Annotated in this window: 21 protein-coding genes; 13 read left to right on the top strand and 8 right to left on the bottom strand. The window is 70.0% G+C overall.

Annotation, left to right across the window (positions count from 1 at the left end):
- Positions 1 to 24 precede the first annotated feature (24 nt).
- The 7 genes from AB0J80_RS29920 to AB0J80_RS29890 all read left to right on the top strand — a co-directional run bounded on the left by AB0J80_RS29920 (position 25) and on the right by AB0J80_RS29890 (position 9,887).
- Positions 25 to 939, top strand: coding sequence for an ATP-binding cassette domain-containing protein (locus AB0J80_RS29920; protein WP_364711463.1), 915 nt, complete (start codon positions 25 to 27; stop codon positions 937 to 939).
- Positions 936 to 1,754: an ABC transporter permease gene (locus AB0J80_RS29915; protein ID WP_364711460.1), complete on the top strand. Its 819-nt coding sequence runs from the start codon at positions 936 to 938 to the stop codon at positions 1,752 to 1,754. Before AB0J80_RS29920 ends, AB0J80_RS29915 begins: the two co-directional genes overlap by 4 nt.
- Positions 1,755 to 1,917: 163 nt before the next feature.
- A complete protein-coding gene (locus AB0J80_RS29910) occupies positions 1,918 to 5,652 on the top strand; it encodes a multifunctional oxoglutarate decarboxylase/oxoglutarate dehydrogenase thiamine pyrophosphate-binding subunit/dihydrolipoyllysine-residue succinyltransferase subunit (RefSeq protein WP_364711735.1) in 3,735 nt (1,244 codons plus the stop codon).
- 61 nt (positions 5,653 to 5,713) lie between these two features.
- The gene (locus AB0J80_RS29905) at positions 5,714 to 5,893 is read left to right on the top strand and encodes a DUF6104 family protein (protein WP_106125947.1); all 180 of its coding nucleotides are present in this window, start codon (positions 5,714 to 5,716) and stop codon (positions 5,891 to 5,893) included.
- Positions 5,883 to 6,593 carry an AAA family ATPase gene (locus AB0J80_RS29900; RefSeq protein ID WP_364711457.1) on the top strand — a complete coding sequence of 237 codons (711 nt, stop codon included), beginning with the start codon at positions 5,883 to 5,885 and terminating at the stop codon, positions 6,591 to 6,593. The genes AB0J80_RS29905 and AB0J80_RS29900 overlap by 11 nt, the downstream gene beginning before the upstream one ends.
- Before the next feature lie 70 nt (positions 6,594 to 6,663).
- The gene (pta, locus tag AB0J80_RS29895; protein WP_364711454.1) at positions 6,664 to 8,730 is read left to right on the top strand and encodes a phosphate acetyltransferase; all 2,067 of its coding nucleotides are present in this window, start codon (positions 6,664 to 6,666) and stop codon (positions 8,728 to 8,730) included.
- Positions 8,727 to 9,887 (top strand): acetate kinase, encoded by a 1,161-nt coding sequence (locus AB0J80_RS29890; RefSeq protein WP_364711451.1) that lies wholly within the window; start codon positions 8,727 to 8,729, stop codon positions 9,885 to 9,887. The genes pta and AB0J80_RS29890 overlap by 4 nt, the downstream gene beginning before the upstream one ends.
- A 101-nt stretch (positions 9,888 to 9,988) precedes the next feature.
- Here the strand turns inward: AB0J80_RS29890 and AB0J80_RS29885 are convergent, their stop codons facing one another.
- Positions 9,989 to 10,156, bottom strand: coding sequence for a hypothetical protein (locus tag AB0J80_RS29885; RefSeq protein ID WP_364711448.1), 168 nt, complete (start codon positions 10,154 to 10,156; stop codon positions 9,989 to 9,991).
- Between the two features lie 678 nt (positions 10,157 to 10,834).
- On the opposite strand from AB0J80_RS29885, the gene AB0J80_RS29880 reads away from it, so the two are divergent.
- Positions 10,835 to 11,545, top strand: a complete 711-nt coding sequence (locus tag AB0J80_RS29880; RefSeq protein WP_364711446.1) for a chlorophyllase — start codon at positions 10,835 to 10,837, stop codon at positions 11,543 to 11,545.
- A gap of 201 nt (positions 11,546 to 11,746) precedes the next feature.
- Here AB0J80_RS29880 and AB0J80_RS29875 read toward each other — a convergent pair whose 3' ends face one another.
- From AB0J80_RS29875 to AB0J80_RS29865, 3 genes are all read right to left on the bottom strand, one after another.
- Positions 11,747 to 12,697: a zinc-binding dehydrogenase gene (locus AB0J80_RS29875; protein WP_364711443.1), complete on the bottom strand. Its 951-nt coding sequence runs from the start codon at positions 12,695 to 12,697 to the stop codon at positions 11,747 to 11,749.
- Positions 12,698 to 13,071: 374 nt separating this feature from the next.
- On the bottom strand, positions 13,072 to 14,301 hold the full coding sequence (locus tag AB0J80_RS29870; protein ID WP_364711732.1) for an NADP-dependent malic enzyme: 1,230 nt from the start codon (positions 14,299 to 14,301) through the stop codon (positions 13,072 to 13,074).
- A 211-nt stretch (positions 14,302 to 14,512) separates the two neighbouring features.
- Entirely contained in the window at positions 14,513 to 14,821 is a 309-nt protein-coding gene (locus tag AB0J80_RS29865; protein ID WP_364711441.1) for a S26 family signal peptidase, read from the bottom strand.
- 83 nt (positions 14,822 to 14,904) lie between these two features.
- On the opposite strand from AB0J80_RS29865, the gene sodN reads away from it, so the two are divergent.
- From sodN to AB0J80_RS29850, 3 genes are all read left to right on the top strand, one after another.
- Positions 14,905 to 15,309: a superoxide dismutase, Ni gene (gene sodN / locus AB0J80_RS29860; protein WP_364711438.1), complete on the top strand. Its 405-nt coding sequence runs from the start codon at positions 14,905 to 14,907 to the stop codon at positions 15,307 to 15,309.
- A gap of 170 nt (positions 15,310 to 15,479) precedes the next feature.
- The gene (locus AB0J80_RS29855) at positions 15,480 to 15,932 is read left to right on the top strand and encodes a GNAT family N-acetyltransferase (RefSeq protein ID WP_364711436.1); all 453 of its coding nucleotides are present in this window, start codon (positions 15,480 to 15,482) and stop codon (positions 15,930 to 15,932) included.
- 28 nt (positions 15,933 to 15,960) lie between these two features.
- Positions 15,961 to 16,374 carry an ATP-binding protein gene (locus AB0J80_RS29850; protein ID WP_364711433.1) on the top strand — a complete coding sequence of 138 codons (414 nt, stop codon included), beginning with the start codon at positions 15,961 to 15,963 and terminating at the stop codon, positions 16,372 to 16,374.
- A 37-nt stretch (positions 16,375 to 16,411) separates the two neighbouring features.
- Here AB0J80_RS29850 and AB0J80_RS29845 read toward each other — a convergent pair whose 3' ends face one another.
- Positions 16,412 to 17,107: a GntR family transcriptional regulator gene (locus AB0J80_RS29845; protein WP_364711430.1), complete on the bottom strand. Its 696-nt coding sequence runs from the start codon at positions 17,105 to 17,107 to the stop codon at positions 16,412 to 16,414.
- Between the two features lie 70 nt (positions 17,108 to 17,177).
- Entirely contained in the window at positions 17,178 to 17,567 is a 390-nt protein-coding gene (locus AB0J80_RS29840; RefSeq protein ID WP_364711427.1) for a hypothetical protein, read from the bottom strand.
- A gap of 53 nt (positions 17,568 to 17,620) precedes the next feature.
- Between AB0J80_RS29840 and AB0J80_RS29835 the strand changes: the two genes are divergently transcribed.
- On the top strand, positions 17,621 to 18,571 hold the full coding sequence (locus AB0J80_RS29835; protein ID WP_364711731.1) for a diacylglycerol kinase family protein: 951 nt from the start codon (positions 17,621 to 17,623) through the stop codon (positions 18,569 to 18,571).
- Between the two features lie 423 nt (positions 18,572 to 18,994).
- Positions 18,995 to 19,249, top strand: coding sequence for a WhiB family transcriptional regulator (locus tag AB0J80_RS29830; RefSeq protein ID WP_043524653.1), 255 nt, complete (start codon positions 18,995 to 18,997; stop codon positions 19,247 to 19,249).
- 495 nt (positions 19,250 to 19,744) lie between these two features.
- Here AB0J80_RS29830 and AB0J80_RS29825 read toward each other — a convergent pair whose 3' ends face one another.
- Positions 19,745 to 20,572 (bottom strand): CbiX/SirB N-terminal domain-containing protein, encoded by an 828-nt coding sequence (locus tag AB0J80_RS29825; protein ID WP_364711425.1) that lies wholly within the window; start codon positions 20,570 to 20,572, stop codon positions 19,745 to 19,747.
- Positions 20,569 to 21,336 carry a phosphoadenylyl-sulfate reductase gene (locus tag AB0J80_RS29820; protein ID WP_364711422.1) on the bottom strand — a complete coding sequence of 256 codons (768 nt, stop codon included), beginning with the start codon at positions 21,334 to 21,336 and terminating at the stop codon, positions 20,569 to 20,571. The genes AB0J80_RS29825 and AB0J80_RS29820 overlap by 4 nt, the downstream gene beginning before the upstream one ends.
- Positions 21,337 to 21,417 lie beyond the last annotated feature (81 nt).

Here is a 21,417-nt window from a genome sequence, read left to right as displayed (position 1 = left end):
TCATCCGACGGGGAGGAGTGAGCGTTGACGGCCGGGTCAGGGGAGATCGTGGTCTCCCACCTCACGAAGCACTACAAGCAACTGCGAGCGGTCGACGACCTCTCCTTCACCGTGCGCCCGGGGCGGGTGACGGGCTTTCTCGGCCCCAACGGCGCCGGCAAGACCACCACGCTGCGCATGCTGCTCGGCCTCGTCACCCCGACCGCCGGCACCGCGACGCTCGGCGGCCACCGGTATACAGAGCTGCCCGACCCGATCCGCACGGTGGGTGCCGTCCTCGAGGCGTCCAGCGCGCACCGCGGCCGCACCGGGCGCAACCACCTGCGGATGATCTGCCGCGCGGCGGGCCTGCCGGACACCCGGGCCGACGAGGCCCTCGCCATCGTCGGGCTGACGCCGGCGGGGAACCGGAAGTTCAAGGGCTACTCGCTGGGCATGAAGCAGCGGCTGGGCATCGCCGCGGCGATGCTGGGAGACCCGCGCGTGCTGATCCTCGACGAGCCCGCCAACGGGCTCGACCCGGAAGGCATCCGCTGGATGCGCGACCTGCTCAAGGCGCTCGCCGGCGAGGGACGCACGGTGCTGGTCTCCAGCCACCTGCTGGGCGAGATGCAGCAGCTCGCCGACGACGTCGTGATCGTGGCCGCCGGCCGGCTGGTCCGCCAGGGACCGGTCGACGACGTGCTCGGCGCGATGGGCGCGGCCCAGGTCCGGGTCCGGACGCCGCACCCGGAGAAGCTGATCGCCGCGCTGGACGCGCTGAACGCCGTCGCGACGCCGCAGCCCGACGGGTCGCTGCTGGTCAGCGGCGCCGAACCGGCCGCGATCGGGCACGCCGCCTTCACCGCCTCGGTCGAGCTGCACGAGCTGACCGGCGAACGCGGCGACCTCGAGCAGGCGTTCCTGCAGCTGACGGCCGGAAAGGCGGGCATCCGATGAACCTGGTCCGAGCCGAGCTCTTCAAGATCCGCACCACCTCGCTGTGGTGGATCATGGGCCTGATCCTCATCCCGCTGTACGCGGCCAGCCTGCTGCTCAACTGGGCGTCCGCCACGGTGCCCGCCGGGGAGACCGGGGCTCCCGACTCGCAGCAGGCGCAGATCGACGCCGCCCTGCAGCCGATCAACGTGGCGACCAACCTGTACACGAGCGGCCAGTTCATGGGCGTACTGATCGTCCTGCTGCTCTGCGCCATCATCGTGACCAGCGAGTTCTTCCACCTGACGGCCACCACCACGTTCCTGGTGACGCCGCGGCGCGAGGCGGTCATCCTGGCCAAGTTCGCGGCCGCGATCGTCGTCGGCCTGGTGGTCTGGGCGCTCACCACCCTGTTCAACCTGGTGTTCGCCCCGATCATCCTGAGCGCCCTGGACTTCGGCGTCCAGCTCGGCGAGCCGGCGGTGTGGCGGGCGATCGGGCTGAACGCGCTGGCGTTCGTGCTCTGGGCGGTCCTGGGCGTCGGGGCCGGCGTGCTGATCCGCAGCCAGATCGCGGCGACGCTGACCCTCGCCATCCTCTACACGGTGGGCACCTCGGCGGTCGGGCTGGTCTTCTACCTGCTCAGCGAGCACGTCGCCCGGTGGTTCGAGAAACTGCAGGTCCTGATCCCGACGGCGGCGTCGCAGCTGATGATCTCCGGCACCGAGCTGCCGGGTAACCCGCCGCGCTGGGTGGGTGCCGTGGTGCTCATCGGCTACGCGGTGGTGGCGGGCGGCCTCGGGACCTTGATCACGAAGAAACGGGACATCACCTGACGATCCATCAGGTGACACATCTCTCTTGAGCCTCATCCGTTAGTCACAGTCCGGACGTGCGCATGGCTACGCCGATCCCACGGCGTAGCCTTGACGCCGAATCCTTCGTCCCCTGTGACGAACGTCGCGTGCTGACAACATGGTGAAAGAGGCGAACACGGAAGTGTCGACCCAGCAGACTTCGCATGAGAATCCACTCGCGGACTTCGGTCCCAACGAGTGGATCGTCGACGAGATGTACCAGCGCTACCTGGCCGACCCCACCAGCGTCGACCCCGCCTGGCACGACTTCTTCGCCGACTACAAGCCGGCCACGGCCACGGGCTCGATCGTGACGCCCGACGAGGCCACGGCCGCCAACGCGAAGGCCACCGCCGAGAAGGCCGGCACCGATGCTCCCGCCGCCTCGACCGTCGCGCCCGTCAAGCCGACCGTCCCGGCCACGCCCGCTCCGGCGGCCCAGCCGGCCGCCACCCCGGCCCCCGCCGCGCAGCCCGCCCCGGCGCCCGCCAAGGCCGCCGCCAACGGCAAGACCCCGGCCGGCGCGAAGGTCACCACGCTGCGCGGCGTCGCCGCCCGCATCGTGCAGAACATGGACGCCTCGCTCGAGGTGCCGACCGCCACCTCGGTGCGCGCCGTCCCGGCCAAGCTGCTGGTCGACAACCGCATCGTGGTCAACAACCACCTCGCGCGGGGCCGCGGCGGCAAGGTCAGCTTCACCCACCTCATCGGGTGGGCGCTGGTCCGCTCCGTCATGGCGCACCCGGAGATGAACAACTCCTTCGCCGAGATCGACGGCAAGCCCGCGCTGGTGCAGCCCGAGCACATCAACCTCGGCATCGCCATCGACCTCGCGAAGAAGGACGGCTCGCGCTCGCTCGTCGTGCCGTCCATCAAGAACTGCGAGCAGATGGACTTCCGGCAGTTCTGGCAGGCGTACGAGGACGTGGTCCGGCGCGCCCGCCGCAACGAGCTGACCATGGACGACTACGCCGGCACGACGATCTCGCTCACCAACCCGGGCGGCATCGGCACGGTGCACTCGATCCCGCGCCTGATGACCGGCCAGAGCGCCATCATCGGCGTCGGCGCGATGGAGTACCCCGCGCCGTACTCCGGCATGTCCGACGAGACCCTCTCCGACCACGGCGTCAGCAAGGTCACCACGCTGACCAGCACCTACGACCACCGGGTCATCCAGGGCGCGCAGTCTGGCGAGTTCCTCAAGTCCATGCACGAGTTCCTGCTCGGCGAGCACTCGTTCTACGACGACATCTTCACCTCGCTGCGGATCCCGTACGAGCCGGTGCGGTGGGTGCGCGACGTCGCCCGTACCTCCGAGGGGCAGATCGACAAGGCCGCCCGGGTCGTCGAGCTCATCCACGCGTACCGGGTCCGCGGCCACCTGATGGCCGACACCGACCCGCTGGAGTTCAAGATCCGGCGGCACCCGGACCTGGACGTGCTGCAGCACGGCCTGACCCTCTGGGACCTGGACCGGACCTTCCCGGTCGGCGGCTTCGCCGGCAAGCAGAAGATGAAGCTGCGCGACGTGCTCGGCGTGCTGCGCGACACCTACTGCCGCCGGGTCGGCATCGAGTACATGCACATCCAGGGCCCCGAGGAGCGGCGCTGGATCCAGGACCGGATCGAGATCAAGTACACGAAGCCGGACCAGGACGAGCAGAAGCACGTGCTCAACCGGCTCAACGCCGCCGAGGCGTTCGAGACCTTCCTGCAGACCAAGTACGTCGGCCAGAAGCGCTTCTCCCTCGAGGGCGGCGAGTCGCTGATCCCGCTGCTCGACGCCGTCCTGCAGTCCTCGGCCGAGGCCGGCCTCGACGAGATGGTCATCGGCATGGCCCACCGCGGCCGGCTCAACGTGCTCGCGAACATCGTCGGCAAGCCGTACGAGAAGATCTTCAACGAGTTCGAAGGCCAGATGGACCCGCGGTCGGCGCACGGCTCGGGCGACGTGAAGTACCACCTCGGCCAGACGGGCAAGTACACGACGCCCGACGGCGAGAACTCCACGACCGTCAGCGTGGTGGCCAACCCGTCCCATCTCGAGGCCGTCGACCCCGTACTCGAGGGCATCGTCCGCGCCAAGCAGGACCGCCTCGACCTCGGCCTGCACGGCTACACGGTGCTGCCGGTCCTGGTCCACGGCGACGCCGCGTTCGCCGGTCAGGGCGTGGTGGCGGAGACGCTCAACCTGTCGCAGCTGCGTGGCTACCGCACCGGCGGCACCGTCCACGTGGTGGTCAACAACCAGGTCGGCTTCACCACCGCCCCGGAGTACAGCCGCTCGTCCCTCTACTCGACCGACGTGGCGCGCATGATCCAGGCGCCGATCTTCCACGTGAACGGCGACGACCCCGAGGCCGTCGTACGGGTGGCCAAGCTCGCCTTCGAGTACCGCCAGGCGTTCAACAAGGACGTCGTCATCGACCTCGTCTGCTACCGCCGCCGCGGCCACAACGAGGGCGACGACCCGTCGATGACCAACCCGCGGATGTACCAGATCATCGACACCAAGCGCTCCGTCCGCAAGCTGTACACCGAGGAGCTGATCGGCCGCGGCGACATCACCGTGGACGACGCCCAGGAACAGCTGCGCGACTACCAGACGCAGCTCGAGCAGGTCTTCAAGGCGACCCGCGACTCGGCGGGTTCGCCCCCGCGGGTGCGCCCCACCCCGGCCGAGGAGCCGGATCCCCGAGTCGACACCGCGGTCGACGCGGCCGTCGTCAAGTCCGTCGGGCAGGCGCACGTCGACCTGCCGGAGGGCTTCACGCCGCACAAGCGCGTCCAGCAGCTGCTCGAGCGGCGCGCCAAGATGGCCACCGACGGCGGCATCGACTGGGGCTTCGGCGAGCTGATCGCGTTCGGCTCGCTGCTCAGCCAGGGCGTCACCGTCCGGCTGGCCGGCCAGGACTCGCGCCGCGGCACCTTCACGTCGCGGCACGCCTCCATCGTCGACGCCAAGACCGGCGACGACTTCCTGCCGCTGTCCACGCTGGCCACCGGCAACGCCCGCTTCTTCGTCCACGACTCGCTGCTCAGCGAGTACGCGGCGATGGGCTTCGAGTACGGCTACTCGGTGGAGAACCCGGACGCGCTGGTCCTGTGGGAGGCGCAGTTCGGCGACTTCGTCAACGGCGCCCAGTCCATCGTCGACGAGTTCATCTCCTCCGGCGAGGTGAAGTGGGGCCAGCAGTCGTCGCTGGTGCTGCTCCTCCCGCACGGCCAGGAGGGCCAGGGCCCGGACCACTCGTCCGGCCGCCCCGAGCGCTTCCTGCAGCTGTGCGCGCAGGACAACATGCGGGTGGCCAACCCGACCACCCCGGCCAACTACTTCCACCTGCTGCGCCGCCAGGCCCTGTCGAGCAAGCGCAAGCCGCTGGTCGTCTTCTCCCCCAAGTCCCTGCTGCGCCACAAGCTCGCCGTGTCGTCGGTCGCCGACTTCACCAGCGGCACGTTCCAGCCGGTCCTGGGCGACGCGGGCATCAACGGCACGCCGCTGGAGGCGTCGGGCGTCAAGCGCGTCCTGCTCTGCTCCGGCAAGGTCTACTACGACCTCCTGCAGGCCCGCGCCGAGCGCGGCAACACCGACACGGCGATCATCCGGATGGAGCAGATCTACCCGCTGCCGGTCGACGAGCTCAAGGCCGTCCTCAACCAGTTCCCCGAGGCCGAGGACTTCGCCTGGGTGCAGGAGGAGCCGGCCAACCAGGGTGCCTGGTCGTTCGTCGCCCTCAACCTGCTGGAGCACCTCGAGGGCGTCCGGCTGCGCCGCATCTCCCGCCCGGCGGCGGCCGCCCCCGCGGTCGGCTCGGCCAAGCTGCACGAGGCCGAGCAGTCCGCCCTGATCGAGGCGGCGCTTCCCCGCCCCTGATCGTGAACTGACGCAGCGCCCCGTCGGTCTCCGGCGGGGCGCTGCTGCATAGGATCCAGCCATGTACTTCACCGATCGAGGCATCGAAGAGCTGGTCGAGCGGCGCGGCGGGGAGACCGTGACGCTGGAGTGGGTGGCCGAACAGCTGCGCACGTTCGTGGACGTCAACCCCGAGTTCGAGACCCCGATCGAGCGCTTCGCGACCTGGCTCGCCCGCGACGACGAGGACGATGAGGAGTGAAGCGCGTCCCATCAGGCGCGTAGAGCTGGATCCGGACGCTCTCATCGACCGGAGCGCGTGGTGGGCCCGGATACCGGCGGTGGCGGCCCTGCTCGAGCACGGCCTGAACATCCCCGCCGGCGTGACCTTCCTCGTCGGCGAGAACGGCTCGGGGAAGTCGACCCTGATCGAGGCGCTCGCCGTCGCCCACGGCCTCAACCCCGAGGGCGGCTCGCGCGACGCCCGGCACAGCAGCCGGGTGACCGAGTCGCCGCTGGGAGAGGCGTTGAAGGTGGTCCGCACACCCGGGCGGCGGGCGAACGCGTACTTCCTGCGGGCCGAGACCATGCACGGGCTCTACACGTACCTGGAGAACCTGCCGGGATCCCCGGACGGTGACCTGCACGACCGCAGCCACGGCGAGGGCTTCCTCGAGCTCCTGGCCCGCAAGTTCCGCGGCTACGGCTTCTACCTGATGGACGAACCCGAGGCGCCGCTGTCCTTCACGTCGACGCTCGGACTGCTCGCCCGCCTGGACGACCTGCGCTCCGACGGCGCCCAGGTCGTCGTGGCGACCCACTCACCCCTGCTCACCGCCCTGCCCGGCGCAACGATCCTCGAGCTGAGCGCGTCCGGGATCCGGCGGACCACCTGGGAGTCGCTGGAGATCGTCGCCCACTGGCGGCGGTTCCTGGAAGGCCCGGAACGGTACCTGCGCTAGGACTTCCGGCCTTGTCCACAGGGTCGGCCGACCCCCGGCACGATCATGGCCAGGCCGGTAGGTTGAGCCTGTGGCTAGCAGCGTCTACGTCGCCGGGCTCGGTCCGGCTGTCGGCAAGGGAACCGTCGCGCTCGGGCTCGTCGAGCTCCTGTCCCGGCAGGTCGCCCGGATCGGCGTGTTCCGGCCGCTGCTGCCGGGCGCCGGCAAGGACCCGCTGCTCACCCTGCTGACCAGCCGTTACCCGCTGGCCGCCGGCTACGACGACTCCTACGGCGTCACGATGACCGAGGCCACCGCCCTGGTCGCCGACGGGCGCCGCGAAGAGCTGATCTCCCGCATCGTCGAGCGCTACCGTGCCGTCGAGCGGCAGTGCGCCTCGGTCGTCGTGGTGGGCAGCGACTTCTCCGACGGGCAGGACGAGACCCACGACGAGCTGCCCCGGGAGCTGGCCTTCAACGCCCGCCTCGCCACCGAGTTCGGCAGCGTGGTGGTGCCGGTGGTCAGCGGGCAGGGGCGGCGGGCGGATCTCGGTGCTGCCGTGCGCTCGGCGTACCACTCGCTCGTCGATCTCAATGCGACGGTGCTGGCCGTGATCGCCAACCGGGTGCCCGACGGGGTTCCCTCCCCGGACGGCCTGCCCGTGCCGGTCTGGACGATCCCCGAGGTGCCGGCCGTGGCGGCGCCGACCGTGGCCGAGGTCGCCGCGGCGCTCGACGCGACCGTCGTGACCGGCGGCGAGGCCGCCCTGGACCGGGACGTGCTCGACTACGTGGTCGGGGCCGCTCACGTGCCCGCGGTGCTCGACCACCTCACCGACGGGGCGCTGGTGATCACCCCCGGCGACCGCGCCGACCTGCTCGTCGCCGCGAGTGCCGCACACGCCGCCGGCAACGTCACCCTGGCCGGCCTGGTGCTGACCATCGGCGAGTTCCCCGACCCGCGCGCCGTCCGCGTGATCGAGCGCCTCAACACCGGCCTCGCGATGCTCGTCGTGCAGACCGACAGCTACCACACGATCAGCGCCGCCGGCCGGATCCAGGCCCGGCTCAGCACCGGCACCCCGCGCAAGGTGGAGGCGGCGCTCGGCGCGTTCGAGGAGCACGTCGACACCGCGGAGCTCAACCGCCTGCTCGACGTCACCCGCTCCAGCCGCGTCACCCCGCTGATGTTCGAGAACGACCTCATCGACCGCGCCCGCGCCGACCGCCGGCACCTCGTCCTGCCGGAGGGCACCGAGGAACGCATCCTGCGCGCCACCGAGACCCTGCTGCGCCGCGGCGTCGCCGACCTCACCTTGCTCGGCGACCCGGCCGAGATCACCCGGCGGGCCCGCGAGCTCGGCGTGGAGATCGGGGCCGCCCGCCTGGTCGACCCGGCCACCAGCACCTGGCGCGACGACTTCGCCGAACGCTACGCGGAGCTGCGCAAACACCGGGCCGTCACCCTCGACCTCGCCTACGACGTGGTCCGCGACGTCAACTACTTCGGCACCATGATGGTCGCTGCGGGCCTCGCCGACGGCATGGTCTCCGGCGCCACCCACACCACCGCCGCCACCATCCGCCCGGCCTTCGAGATCATCAAAACGGTCCCCGAGGTGTCGGTCGCGTCGAGCGTCTTCTTCATGCTCCTCGCCGACCGCGTCCTCGTGTACGGCGACTGCGCCGTCAACCCCGACCCGGACGCCGCCCAGCTGGCCGACATCGCCCTCTCCTCGGCACAGACCGCAGCAGCCTTCGGCATAGAACCCAGAGTCGCGATGCTGTCCTACTCCACCGGCAGCTCAGGCGCGGGCGCCGACGTCGAAAAGGTCGCGGCCGCCACCGCCCTGGTCCGCGACCGCCGTCCCGACCTGCCAGTGGAAGGCCCGATCCAGTACGACGCCGCGATCGACCCGGCCGTAGCGGCCACCAAGCTCCCGGACAGTCCGGTGGCAGGCAAGGCCACGGTCTTCGTCTTCCCGGACCTGAACACCGGCAACAACACGTACAAGGCGGTCCAACGCTCGGCGAACGCGGTCGCCGTGGGCCCGGTCATGCAGGGCCTCCGCCGCCCGGTGAACGACCTCTCCCGCGGTGCGACGGTGAAGGACATCGTGAACACAGTGGCCATCACGGCGATCCAGGCACGGTCATGAAGATCCTGGTCCTGAACTGTGGCTCGTCCTCCGTCAAGTATCGCCTGTTCCAAGGGGCCCCGGACGCCACCTCGACCGGGCCGGCCTCGTGGACGTTCGTGACCTTGGCCAAGGGGTTGATCGAGCGGATCGGCGAGCCGGGCGGCGGCGCTGCGGACCACACCGCGGCGCTGCAGCAGGTGATGGGATCGGTCGACCTGTCCGGCCTGCGGGCGGTCGGCCATCGCGTCGTGCACGGCGGCAGCCTGTTCAGCGCCCCGACCGTGATCGACGACGAGGTGGTAGCGGCGGTCGAAGGCCTGGTGCCACTGGCGCCCCTGCACAACCCCTCCGCGCTGAGCGGCATCGCCGTCGCCCGCAAGCTGCTGCCGGACATCCCCCAGGTCGCGGTCTTCGACACGGCCTTCCACCAGAGCATCGCCCCGGACGGCGTCACCTACGCCATCGACACGGAGCTGGCCGCACGCTGGCAGATCCGGCGCTACGGATTCCACGGCACATCTCACGCGTACGTCGCGCGCCGAACCGCGGAGCTCCTGGGCCTACCCTCCGACCAGGCCAACGTGATCACCCTGCACCTCGGCAACGGCGCCAGCGTATGCGCCGTCCAAGGCGGTCGCAGCGTAGCCACATCCATGGGCATGTCACCCCTGTCCGGCCTGGTCATGGGCACCCGCTGCGGCGACATCGACCCCACGGTGATCTTCCACCTGCACCGAGTTGCCGGCCTGCCGATCGAAGAGATCGAACACTCCCTCACCCGCAACGCCGGCCTCCAAGGCATGGCCGACGCGAACGACATGCGAGAAGTCCAACGCCGGCGCGCGGCCGGCGACCCCGCAGCCACCCTGGCCTTCGACGTGTACTGCCGCCGCCTGAGGGAGTATGTGGGCTCGTACCTCGCCGTCCTGGGCCGCGCAGACGCGATCACCTTCACCGCAGGCGTGGGCGAGAACTCCCCCGCCGTCCGCGCCGAGGCCCTGAAGGGCCTGTCCGCACTGGGCATCGAGATCGACGAGACCCGCAACCAGCGCGGCGACCCCGTCATCTCCGCGGACGGCTCGAAGGTGCGGGTCTGCGTGGTCCCGACGGACGAGGAGCTCGAGATCGCCGAACAGGCCAGAAACGCCCTCGAGCCGGACGGCGCACATCTCTGAGGATGCCCGCTCACGCGGACGCCCGAGGTGAACCGAGCCGCGACTGTGCAGCGCTCGGCCGTGGGCCACCGCGGTCGGGCCCCTACCGCGAGGCTCTCGCGTCAGCCGAGGGCGAGCCAGGCGATGAGCGCGATCAGTACGACCGCGACCACAGCGCCGCCGACGATCAGCGGGGTCTTCGAGGCTGCCGCAGGCTCCTCGGGGGCTTTCTGCGTGAAGGCACGGAAGGCCTCGGTGTTGCCGCTCGGGTCGACGCTGTTGTCAGACATGCGGACGACCATAGCGAAGGCGTAGGCCTCCGATCCAGGCCCAGTGGGCCCTCACCAGGGCGTTCGTGAGGGTAACGCCAGATTCACCCATCCGTGGGAGTGTCCGGCAGCACACATTGACGGTCCCGAGCCGCACCTTCGACGGCCTCGCTAACGCCGTGAAAGCAGATCGTCAACCGAACGTGATCGGCGAGTTCGTCGGCGTCTGCCATCGCACCCGCCCGGCCATCCGACAGTACGGCTACCACCGACCCTCGGCCGGACGGAGCGCTGCGGTCGCCCGGCCTCGTGCAGCGCGCCGAGCGCGTCGCCGACCACCGCTGCAGCCAACCGGGCCCGTGCCAACGGGGTGGCATCGCCGCAAGCTCGGCACCCCATCCGTTCGCGCCGGGCGCGGCTCCGGACGTCGGCGTCAGCGACGATCACCGGACGAGGGTCCGCAAGCGCGGGCACAATGGGCGGGTGAGACGCCGGGCGGTTGCATTCTTGAGCGCCGCCGTGACCGTCGTCGGACTTCTCAGCTCGTGTTCGTCCCACACGGACGACGCCGACGAACCGTCCGCGGCGCCGGGCATCTCGGCACCGATCCGTCCCAAACCGTCCAGCACTTCTGACGCGGCGGCCCCTGATCCGGCGGGTGGGGCGCCGGAGCGGACGTTCGCTGTCGCCGTACGGAAATTGAAGCTCACCCGGGGCAAGGACCGGCCGCTGCCGACGACGGTCTGGTATCCGGCGGACGGCGACGGGCCGTTCCCGGTCATCGTCTTCAGTCATGGCCTGACCAGCCAGCCGAGCGACTACGCCTCCCTCCTGAAGCGCTGGGCCCGAGCCGGCTTCGTCGTCGCCGGCGCCGCCTACCCGCACACTTCCCACGGCGTTTCGGACTTCAACGTGCTCGACCTGGTCAACCAGCCCGCTGACGCCTCGTACGTCCTCACCAAAGTCCTCGCCCTCAACGGCAGGAGCGGCGACCCCCTCGGGAACCGGCTGGACGAGAACCACGTGGCCGCGGCCGGGCACTCGGGCGGCGGCATCACCACGCTCGGCATGCTCTCCGGCAACCGCGACAATCGCCTGAAGGCCGCCGTCGTGCTCGCCGGGCGGCAGGTGCTGCCTTCACCGTTCTCGGGGCCGGAGACGCCGGTGCTGTTCGTGCACGGCAAGCTCGACCGAACAGTGCAGTACGCCGACGGGCTGGCCGCCTTCGAGGCCATACCGTGGCCGAAGGCGATGCTGACACTGCCGCAGGGCGGGCACACCACGCGGGCCGGCAAGGACTTCTCGATCGTGGCCGCGACGACGACTGACTTCTGGCGCTGGTCGCTCTACGACGACGCGGCTGCCGGGAAGCGCCTTGCCGCGACCAGAAACCTGACGGACCGCCTCTGACCTCGGATGCGGATCCGTCCAGCGCTGGCGACCAAGGCCGGCAGACCGGACGGCCGCGCTAAGGGAGGCAGCGGCACTTTGGATGGCCGGCGCCGGCGCCCACCGGAGGCGGCAGCAGGCGAACGTCTGTCGTCGATCACCGTCGGCGACGCCCCTGGGCTCGACCGACAAGCCGCATGATGCTGCGGCCCGGCGCCGGCGTCAGTGCAGGTGATCGATGGCTACCTTGCCGAACACCTCCCCCGAGTTCAGCCGGGCGAACGCGTCCGACACCGCCGAGAAGCCGTACGTCGAGTCGATGACGGGGCGGATGTTCTTGCTGACGCACAGCTCGAGCAGGCCTGCGAGCTCGTCGGCCGTTCCCATCGTGCTGCCCAGAATTTCGAGTTGCATCATGAAGACGCGACGGAGATCGACCTTCGGGAACGGGCCGCCGGTTGCACCGCAGACCACGATGCGGGCGCCCGGGGCGGCGCACTTCAGGGAGTGCTCGAAGGTGGGTGCGCCGACAGACTCGATCACCACTTGGACGCGTTCCGGGAGCCGGGCGCCCGGCTCCACCGCTGTCGCGCCCAGCTCGGCGATCTTGTCCCGCTTGGCGGCGTCTCGGCTGGTCGCGTACACGCGTTTGCCCAGGGCTGTTGCCAGCACGACCGCGGCGGTGGCCACGCCGCCGCCCGCTCCCTGGACCAGGACCGCTTCCGCATCGGCGACGCGGCCGCGGGCGGTGAGCATGTGGTACGCCGTCAGCCACGCTGTCGGCAGGCACGCCGCATCCAGAAACGAGATGCCCGCCGGCTTGGGCACCAGGTTCTCCGCCGGAACGGCCACGCGCTCGGCCAGCGTGCCCGGCCAGCGCTCGGACAGCAACGAGAAGCCGCGGGGATCCTGCGGGTCCTGGATGACGGGGTAGACGACGACCTCGTTGCCCTGAGCGTCCACCCCGGACGCGTCACAGCCCAGGATCATCGGGAGCCGGTCGGCCGGGAGGCCCACCCCTCGCAACGACCAGATCTCATGGTGGTTGAGCGAGCTGGCGCGGACGTCGACCGTCACCCAGCCCTCGGGCGGTGAGGGCTCGGGCAGGTCGCCGACCGTGAGGGCGGCGAGCGGTTCGTCCGGTTTCGTGGCACTGGCGTAGGCGGCGCGCATGCCAGGAACGCTAGTCACCGGCTCGGGGCCACGCCACCCACCACGCTCCCGCTGTGGATAAGCGGCCGAGGCACCGAATGTGGATAGGCGGGCGCAGGTCGAGACCCGGATGGACGTACAACAGCGCCCATTGTGGATAACCGCCGGTCGCCGGCCCGCAGGCGCAAGAATCAATCAGCAACCCGCTCACCACCAACAGCTCGCAGCCGCCCCGACACCAGCGAGGCAGCCAGCCCGACACCAGCGAGGCAGCCAGCCCGACAACAGCGAGGCAGCCAGCCCGACAACAGCGGGGCGGCCGCCCCGAAGGACCGGCCGCCCCGCCCCAAAGCCCACCGGGAAGAGAGAACGAAACCGCAGAAGCCGAGGAGGCGTCAGGAATGAGCCGGAACGGTGGACCCCGTCAAAGTCACCGCAGGCGCCGGCCGGACCGGAGCCGACGACGTCGGGATCGGCGACGTGGGGACCGGCGAGTCGGCCACCCCCGTCATCCGGGCGACCCCGTCACGCTCGGCCGCCCGCGCAACTGCTGCCGCCACCGCCGGCGCGACCCGGGGGTCGAGCGCCGACGGCACGATCTGGTCCGGCCGCAGATCGTCCGAGATCACCTCGGCGATCGCCTCCGCCGCGGCCACCTTCATGCGTTCCGTGATGCGGGTGGCGCGGGCGTCCAGGGCTCCGCGGAAGATGCCCGGGAACGCCAGCACGTTGTTGATCTGGTTGGGGAAGTCGCTGCGGCCGGTGGCCACGATCGACGCGTACTTGTGGGCGATCGCCGGCGGGACCTCGGGCGTGGGGTTGGCCAGTGCGAAGATGATCGCTCCGGGGGCCATGCCGGCCAGCGCCGTCTCGGGGATCGAGCCGCCGGAGACCCCGATGAGGACGTCGGCGCCGATCAGCGCCTCCTTGATGCCTCCCGTACGCCCGGAGTAGTTCGTTCCCTGCGCCAGCGCTTCCTTGACGCCGCTCAGGCCCGGGCGGTCGGCGTGGATGATGCCCTGGGAGTCGCAGACGATCATGTTGGCGCCCTCGATGCCCGCCGCGATCAGCGTGTCGGCGATGGCCACGCCCGCTGCTCCGGCGCCGCTGATGACGACGCGCAGGTCCGCGAAGCGGCGGCCGAGCAGGGCGACGGCGTTGCGCAGGGCGGCGAGCACGACGATCGCGGTGCCGTGCTGGTCGTCGTGGAAGACCGGGATGTCCAGGGCCTCGTCGAGGCGGCGTTCGATCTCGAAGCAGCGCGGGGCGCTGATGTCCTCGAGGTTGATGCCGCCGAACGACGGGCCGAGGGCCTTCACCACGGCGATGATGCCCTCGACGTCCTGGGTGTCGAGGCAGATCGGCACCGCGTCGACGCCGCCGAACTGCTTGAACAGCACCGCCTTGCCCTCCATGACCGGCATCGCGGCCTTCGGGCCGATGTTGCCCAGGCCCAGGACCGCGGAGCCGTCCGTCACCACCGCGACGGTGTTGCCCGTCCACGTGTAGTCGTAGTGCAGGTCCTCGTCGGCGGCGATCGCCTCGCAGACCCGGGCCACCCCCGGCGTGTACGCCAGGGACAGGTCGTCGCGGCTCGCCAGGGGGACGGTGGCGGCAACGGCCATCTTGCCCCGCTTGTGCAGGTCGAAGACGGGGTCAGCGGCCAGCGCGGGATCGATCTCGAAACTGAAGAAAGACACAGGGACTCCAGACAACGCATCGGAACGTCGGTGTGCCAGCCGGTCCTGATGCGCGAGTCTGCGCGAACCGACGTGCGATGCGGGGGTCACCCGGTGAAGCAACCACAAGACTTCGGTGTGCTGTGGTTACTGGACATTAACTTAGCCGACCCGGGCGAGGCCAGTAGCGAAACATCACACGTCCGATGACATCCGCCACCCCGTACGCTCGCGAGTCGTCCGTGACGAAGTCGTTGTCACCTCGTAGCCACCATCCCTGGTCCTGGGCACGGACCGCGCGTTTCACGACGAGCAGGTCGGGCCGGGAGCGGAAGCGCGCCACCACGACGTCGCCCTCCCGGACGCGCCGCGTCCGCCTGACGATCAGGGCGTCTCCCGAGCGCAGGGTGGGTGCCATGGAGGGCCCTTGCACCAGTACGGCGAAGAGCGGCAGTTGCAACCTCATGGCATCAATCCCGCGTGGAGTATGCGTGTACGTGTAAGGGGTAGTGTCAGATCGGATCATCGCAAACTCATGGAGGGGTCCCGATGCGACTTCCGCGTATCTTCACGCCGCGCACTGTGGTCAGCGCGCACTGCGACCTGCCCTGTGGGGTCTACGACCCCGCTCAGGCTCGCATCGAGGCGGAGTCGGTGAAGGCCATCGCCGAGAAGTACCAGGCGAACACCGACCCCGAGTTCCGCACTCGCGCCATCATGATCAAGGAGCAGCGGGCCGACCTGGTCAAGCACCACCTGTGGGTGCTCTGGACGGACTACTTCAAGGCGCCGCACTTCGAGAAGTACCCGAACCTGAACCAGCTGTTCAACGAGGCCACCAAGCTCGCCGGCGCCTCCGGGGCCAAGGGCTCCATGGACCCGGCCGTGGGCGAGCAGCTGCTGGCGAAGATCGAGGAGATCTCGAAGATCTTCTGGGAGACCAAGCAGGCGTGAGCGAAACGACGGAGCCACTCGCACCTTCGGAGCGGCCGGGCGGACATGCCGATCATCTCGGCGACGGACGCCCGATGATCCGCGAGGCGGCTCCACGAGGTCGACGGGACGCCCACGGCGTCCCGTCGGCGTCACGGATCCGGCCGGCGCGCCCCCCGGACGTGCCGGCCATGGTCTCCATGGTTCACGAGCTGGCCGAGTTCGAGCGTGAACCGCAGTCGTGCCACCTGACCGAAGCTCAGCTGGCAGCAGCGTTGTTCGGGCCGCAGCCGGCCCTGTTCGCTCACGTGGCTGTCGACCAGGACGACGCTCCTTACGGCATGGCCCTGTGGTTCCTCAACTTCTCCACCTGGGAAGGGGTCCACGGGATCTACCTCGAGGACCTGTACGTCCGGCCGGGCCACCGCGGCTCCGGGGCGGGCGCCGCGCTCCTCGCCGAACTCGCCCGGATCTGCGTCGAGCGGGGATACCGGCGCCTCGACTGGGTGATGCTCGACTGGAATCCCGCAGCCGACTTCTATGCCGCCATCGGGGCCTCTGCCTCCGAAAACTGGCTTCCCTACCGGCTGACCGGCGCCGCGCTGCACCGACTCGCCGAGCGGGCGTCGCCCGTCAGGCGCTAGAGTCTCGACCATCGGGAGGATGGGGTCGGTGACTCAGCTTCAGACAACGCATTCGGAGCCGGCGTTCGGTGACGACGTCGTTCTGCTCACCGTGCCCGCCGACGGCGGCTACCTCGGTGTGCTGCGAACGGCCACCGCAGGCCTCGCGGCCCGCCTGCACTTCGCGCTCGACGAGATCGAGGACCTGCGCATCGCCGTCGACGAGGCGTGCGCGATGCTGCTGGCGATCGCCACCCGCGGCGCCGACCTCGAGTGCCGCTTCGCGGTCACCGACGACGCCCTCACGGTCGAGGTCACGGTCGCGACGGTGCGGGGCGCCCGGCTGCCGTCGGAGTCGTCGTTCGCATGGAAGGTGCTGACAGCGCTGACGACGTCCGCCTCCGCCGAAGCGACCGGCCGGCACGCCACGATCAGGCTCCTGACCCGCCGCACCGAAAACTGAACTGCCCAGCGCTCAGAAAACCTGAACGGCCCAGCGCTCAGCGCGCCGTGGCCTCGGTGATGTAGTCCAGGTGTCGCCGCCCGACCTCCATCGCCGCGGCCGCGTCCCGGTTCCGCACGCACACCAGCAGATCCCGGTGATCAGCGTCGATCCGCGCCCAGTACCCCTCCGGCAGCGTCTCCACGACGTCTTCCCCGTACGTGACGTGGTACAGCGGCCGGGTCACCAGCTCGAACAGCGGGTTGCACGTGGCCGACACCACCGCCGCGTGGAACGCGGCATGCGCGGCCAGCATCGTCTCGAGCTCGTCCAGGTCGGGGTCGAACATCGCGCCGCGCATCTCGACCAGGTGTGCATCCGTGCGTCGCTGTGCCGCCAGGCCCGCCGCGGGGATCTCCACCGCTCGGCGGAGCTCGAGCAGGTCGGTGAGGCCTACCTCGGCTGAGTTGGTGAGCAGCGTCAGGCCTGTGGACAGCGCCTCGGAGAGTTGTTCGGCATCGGGGTGGGCGACGAAGCTGCCGCCCGTCACGCCGCGCGTGGTGACGATCAGGTGCTGGCTGGCGAGCAGGCGCAGGGCTTCGCGTACGGTGCTGCGGCTCACACCCGAGCGCACGCACAGCTCCGGCTCCGGTGGCAGGCGCTCGCCGGGCTGGAGCCGACCCGACGTGATCTCCTCGCGGAGCTCGTCGGCCAGTAGCTGGTATGCCGGCGGGCGCACCGTCGATCCGGTCACTCGCTCACCCCCTTGTGATCCGCCCCACTCAGCGTAGGCCTTTCCGCGCTGGTGGGAAGGGCTGATGGCATCAGTCGAGCCCCAGCGCGGTAGTCGTCGGCGGCAGCAGGCACAGCACCGCGACGCCCACCCCGAGCACCATCATCGCCACCCCCGCCCACGCCGGCCCTGTCTGCAGCAGGAACCCGCCGGTCGCGATGACGAAGAGCTGGACCACGATCGCCGGGCCCCGGGCTCGCGCGGACCGCCGCGCCAGCGCGCGGGCGACCAGGAAGACGGTGCCGGCGCCGATGGCGGCCAGCACCGTGAGCGAGATGGCCACCGCGATGCTGCCGGCTTCTGCCGTCAGATCCAGATAGACAAGGTACGCCGTGAGCACCGCAAGCCCCGCACTCTCGGCGAAGAGCAGGCGCACCGCCCAGGCCAGAGTCGCGGGAGATCGAACATCCGGAGGGGTCACCGCTGTACGATACCGGCCAGCTCGCCGGGGATTCGGGAGGTACAGTGCCGCCCATGCGAGCGTTACTGGTGGTTAACCCCAAGGCCACCACGACGAGTGAGCGCAGCCGGGACGTGCTGGTCCGGGCGCTGCGCAGCCAGGTCGAGTTGTCGGTGGAGTACACCCTCAAGCGCGGTCACGCGACGGCGCTGGCGCGCAAGGCGGCGGAGAGCGGCGTCGACGTGGTGGTCACGCTGGGCGGCGACGGCACGATCAACGAGGCCGTCAACGGGCTGATGACCGCCGATCCCGGCCTCACCTCCCGCGGTACGTCGCCGGCCTACCGGTTACCCGCGCTCGCGGTCGTGCCCGGCGGCTCCACGAACGTCTTCGCGCGGGCGCTCGGTCTGCCGCGCGACTGGGTCGAGGGCACCGGCGTGATCCTGGACGGGTTGCGGTCCGGGCGGCACCGGGTGATCGGCCTCGGCCGGGCCGACGACCGTTACTTCACCTTCACGGCCGGAGTGGGTCTGGACGCCGCGGTGACCCGGCGGGTGGAACAGGCGCGTTTGCGCGGCCGTACGTCCACTCCTGCCCTTTATCTCCGCTCGCTCATCAGTCAGGTGATCTCGGGTGAGGATCGCAAGGCGCCGCCCTTGTCGATCGAACGCCCGGGCGAGGAACCGGAAACGAACCTGGGGACGGTCATCATCCAGAACACGGCCCCCTGGACCTATGTCGGGGACCGTCCGATCAACCCCAACCCGCAGGCATCGTTCGACCGGGGACTTGACGTACTGGCCCTTCGTAGCCTAGGAGTGGCCAGTACAACACGGACAGTTACCCAGATGACCTCGCGACGCGCCGATCCGCATGGCCGCAATGTTCTCCGGCTGCACGACCAGGACGAGTTCACCGTCGTCGCCGCGCGCCCGCAGGCGTTCCAGCTCGATGGGGACTACCTGGGCGAGCGCCAGAAAGTGCACTTCCTGTCCGTCCCCGAGGCGCTACGTGTGATCTGCTGAGGATGGGGTAGGCCCACGGGGAGCAGCCCTCACGATCCGTTACAGATTCGCGAGCAAAAGCTCGGCAATGCGGCGGGTACCGTACTACATTGATGGGAGCGTTCATGCGCCGGTCCCGGGGGAAGCCGCGGAACCGGACAAAAGGGTCGTGAGCTAGCTCACCCGCCCGGAGATTTTCCGAGCGCTACCCTTGACATCGCGGGAGTTCGTGAAAGCATTCACAAGCAATAAGAAGTAACCGGATGCCGCTCGCCCGCGTTCCTAATCCAGAAGGCGCGAAACGGCCTCCTGCACAAAGCTTGCTCACGCACTGGTGATCGTACGAACGCTGTCCGTCGGTCGTCACGGCGTATGCAGATAAAAGTAAGTCAGTAAGTCCGCACCATTTTCACTACCCCATCCGAAACAAGGAGTGTTGCCGCCATGGACTGGCGCCACGATGCGATCTGCCGCGACGAGGACCCGGAGCTGTTCTTCCCGATCGGGACGTCCGGCCCCGCGCTCCTGCAGGTCGAGCAGGCCAAGGCCGTGTGCCGCCGGTGCCCCGTGACCGAGTCGTGCCTTCAGTGGGCCCTCGAGTCGGGTCAGGACGCCGGCGTATGGGGCGGTATGAGCGAGGACGAGCGGCGCGCCGTCAAGCGTCGCGGCGGCCTTCGGGTCGGCGCTCCCACCGCCTGAACAATCCCTCACAGCATTCGCGCCCCGGGCCCATGACGGTGCCGGGGCGTCGTGCTGTCCAGGGTCATCCACCGTTTCCATCCGATTACCCCAAGCAATGGCGACGCGGGGCGCGAATGAGATCACGCGGCCTTTGCGAAATGATCTCGAAATCGTCGCCATCGTTGACACCATTAGTCTTCAACCGCTCACTCTCCGATGTGGAGCACCAGTCGGCCACGACACGCGTTTCCGGCTCCGACAACCCGGGAACCGAGTGATCATCGACACCACGCACTGTCACCCACGTCATAGAGCACCGAACAGACCCGTCGCGACAGCTACGCCGACCGCACAGCGCCCACCGCTGAAGGACCTGCTGAGGCAAGCCGCCAGGCCGGACGAAGCCGAGCGAACGGCGCCACCACCAAAAGACGCTGCCCGAAGGCAAGCCACCAGGCCGAACGAAGCCGAGCGAACGGCGCCACCCTGCCCAAGGCAGGCCGCCAGGCGGAATCAGGCCGCGTGCAAGGCCTCCGCCCGAGCCACGACCCCCGCGACCCGGTCCGAGACCAGCGCCGCGAGCTCGGCCACGTCGGTCAGCGGCTGGGTCACGACATCGACCCCCGCCTCTCGCGCCGACCCCACCGTGGCATCCCACAGCAGCCCGGGCGCCAGGAAGTACGACACGAGCCCGATCCGCTCATGCCCGGCCGCTCGCAGCTCCCGCACGACGTCGCCCGACAGCGGTGGCGCCGCGGAGGCATAGGCGACCGAGCACGGAAGCCCCAGCCGATCACCGAGCGCCGCCGCGGCCTGTTCCACGGTCGCCCGAGCCTCGGCACTACGCGTCCCAGCAGCCGCCAGCACCAACGCGTCAAGGCCGCCGGCCGCCACCGCGGCCGTCGAAACGCCGGCGGTCGAAAAGCCGGCCGAACGAGAGCCCGCCGACGACGATCCGGCCGACGAACATGCCGACTCCAGTCTGCTCACCAAGGCAGCCAGCAACAGCTCCGGCACCCGTCCGCCGGCCACCCCGAGCACATCGGTCAGCTCGACGTCCAGCCGTACCCCCTCCGCCCGCGCAGCGGTGATCTCACCCGGCACATCGACCCGGCCGTGATAGGCCGACGTCAGCAGCAGCGGCACCATGACGGCCCGCTGATGCCCGGCCGCCTCGAACGATGCCAGGACCTGGCGCGGCCGCGGCACGCTGTGGTCGAGGTACGAGGCTCGGATGTCCCACTGCGGGTGCCGGGCACGCACCGCCGACGCCAGCGCTTCCGTTGCCTGGCCGGCGCGGGGGTCGCGGCTGCCGTGGGCGACGAGGACGACGCCAGTCACAGGTGCAGGCCGCACTCGGTCTTCTCGAACATCGCCCAGCGGCCCGCTCTCGGGTCCTCGCCGGCCTTGGTACGCCGGGTGCAGGGCCAGCAGCCGATCGAGCCGTACCCCTTCTTGAAGAGCTCGTTGACCGGGACGTTCCAGCGGGAGATGTACCGGTCGACGTCGGCCTGGGTCCACGCCGCGATCGGGTTGACCTTGACCTTGCCCTTCTTCGCGTCGAAGGCCACGACCGGGGTGTTCGCGCGGGTCGGGGACTCGTCGCGGCGCAGGCCGGTGGCCCAGGAGTCGTAGTCGGCGAGGGCGCGCTCGAGCGGCTCGACCTTGCGCAGGTAGCAGCACTCGTCGGGGCTGCGGGCGAAGAGCCGGGGGCCGAACTCGCCGTCCTGCTGGCCGACGGTCATCCGGGGCCGGATGGAGCGGACGTTGACGTCCATCGTGCGGGCCACGATGTCGCGGATCTTCAGCGTCTCGGGGAAGTGCAGGCCTGTGTCGAGGAAGACCACGTCGACGCCGGGCGCGACGCGCGAGAAGAGGTGCGCAACGACCGCGTCGGCCATCGAGCTGGTCACGCAGAACCGGTCCCCGAAGGTGGACGTGGCCCAGCGCGCGATCTCCTCGGCCGGCGCGTCCGCGAGAAGCGCGGCGCCCTCCGCGGCAAGCGCCTGGAGGGAGGCGCGGGACCGGCGGGTCGGATCCGTAGAAGAGGGCGCGGGAGAGCCCAGGTTGACCAGGCCGAGGTTGGCGGCGGTCACGACAGTCATCGGTTCACTCCCTTGGAAAGCAGCCCGTTGAACTTGACCGTGAAGACTCGGGCGCAGGAGTGGCACTCCCACGCCCCGTGC

Source organism: Actinoplanes sp. NPDC049548 (assembly GCF_040676695.1).
Taxonomy (GTDB): domain Bacteria; phylum Actinomycetota; class Actinomycetes; order Mycobacteriales; family Micromonosporaceae; genus Actinoplanes.
The sequence above is the reverse complement of the archived record's forward strand: the minus strand, read 5'-3'. Positions and strand labels throughout refer to the sequence as shown.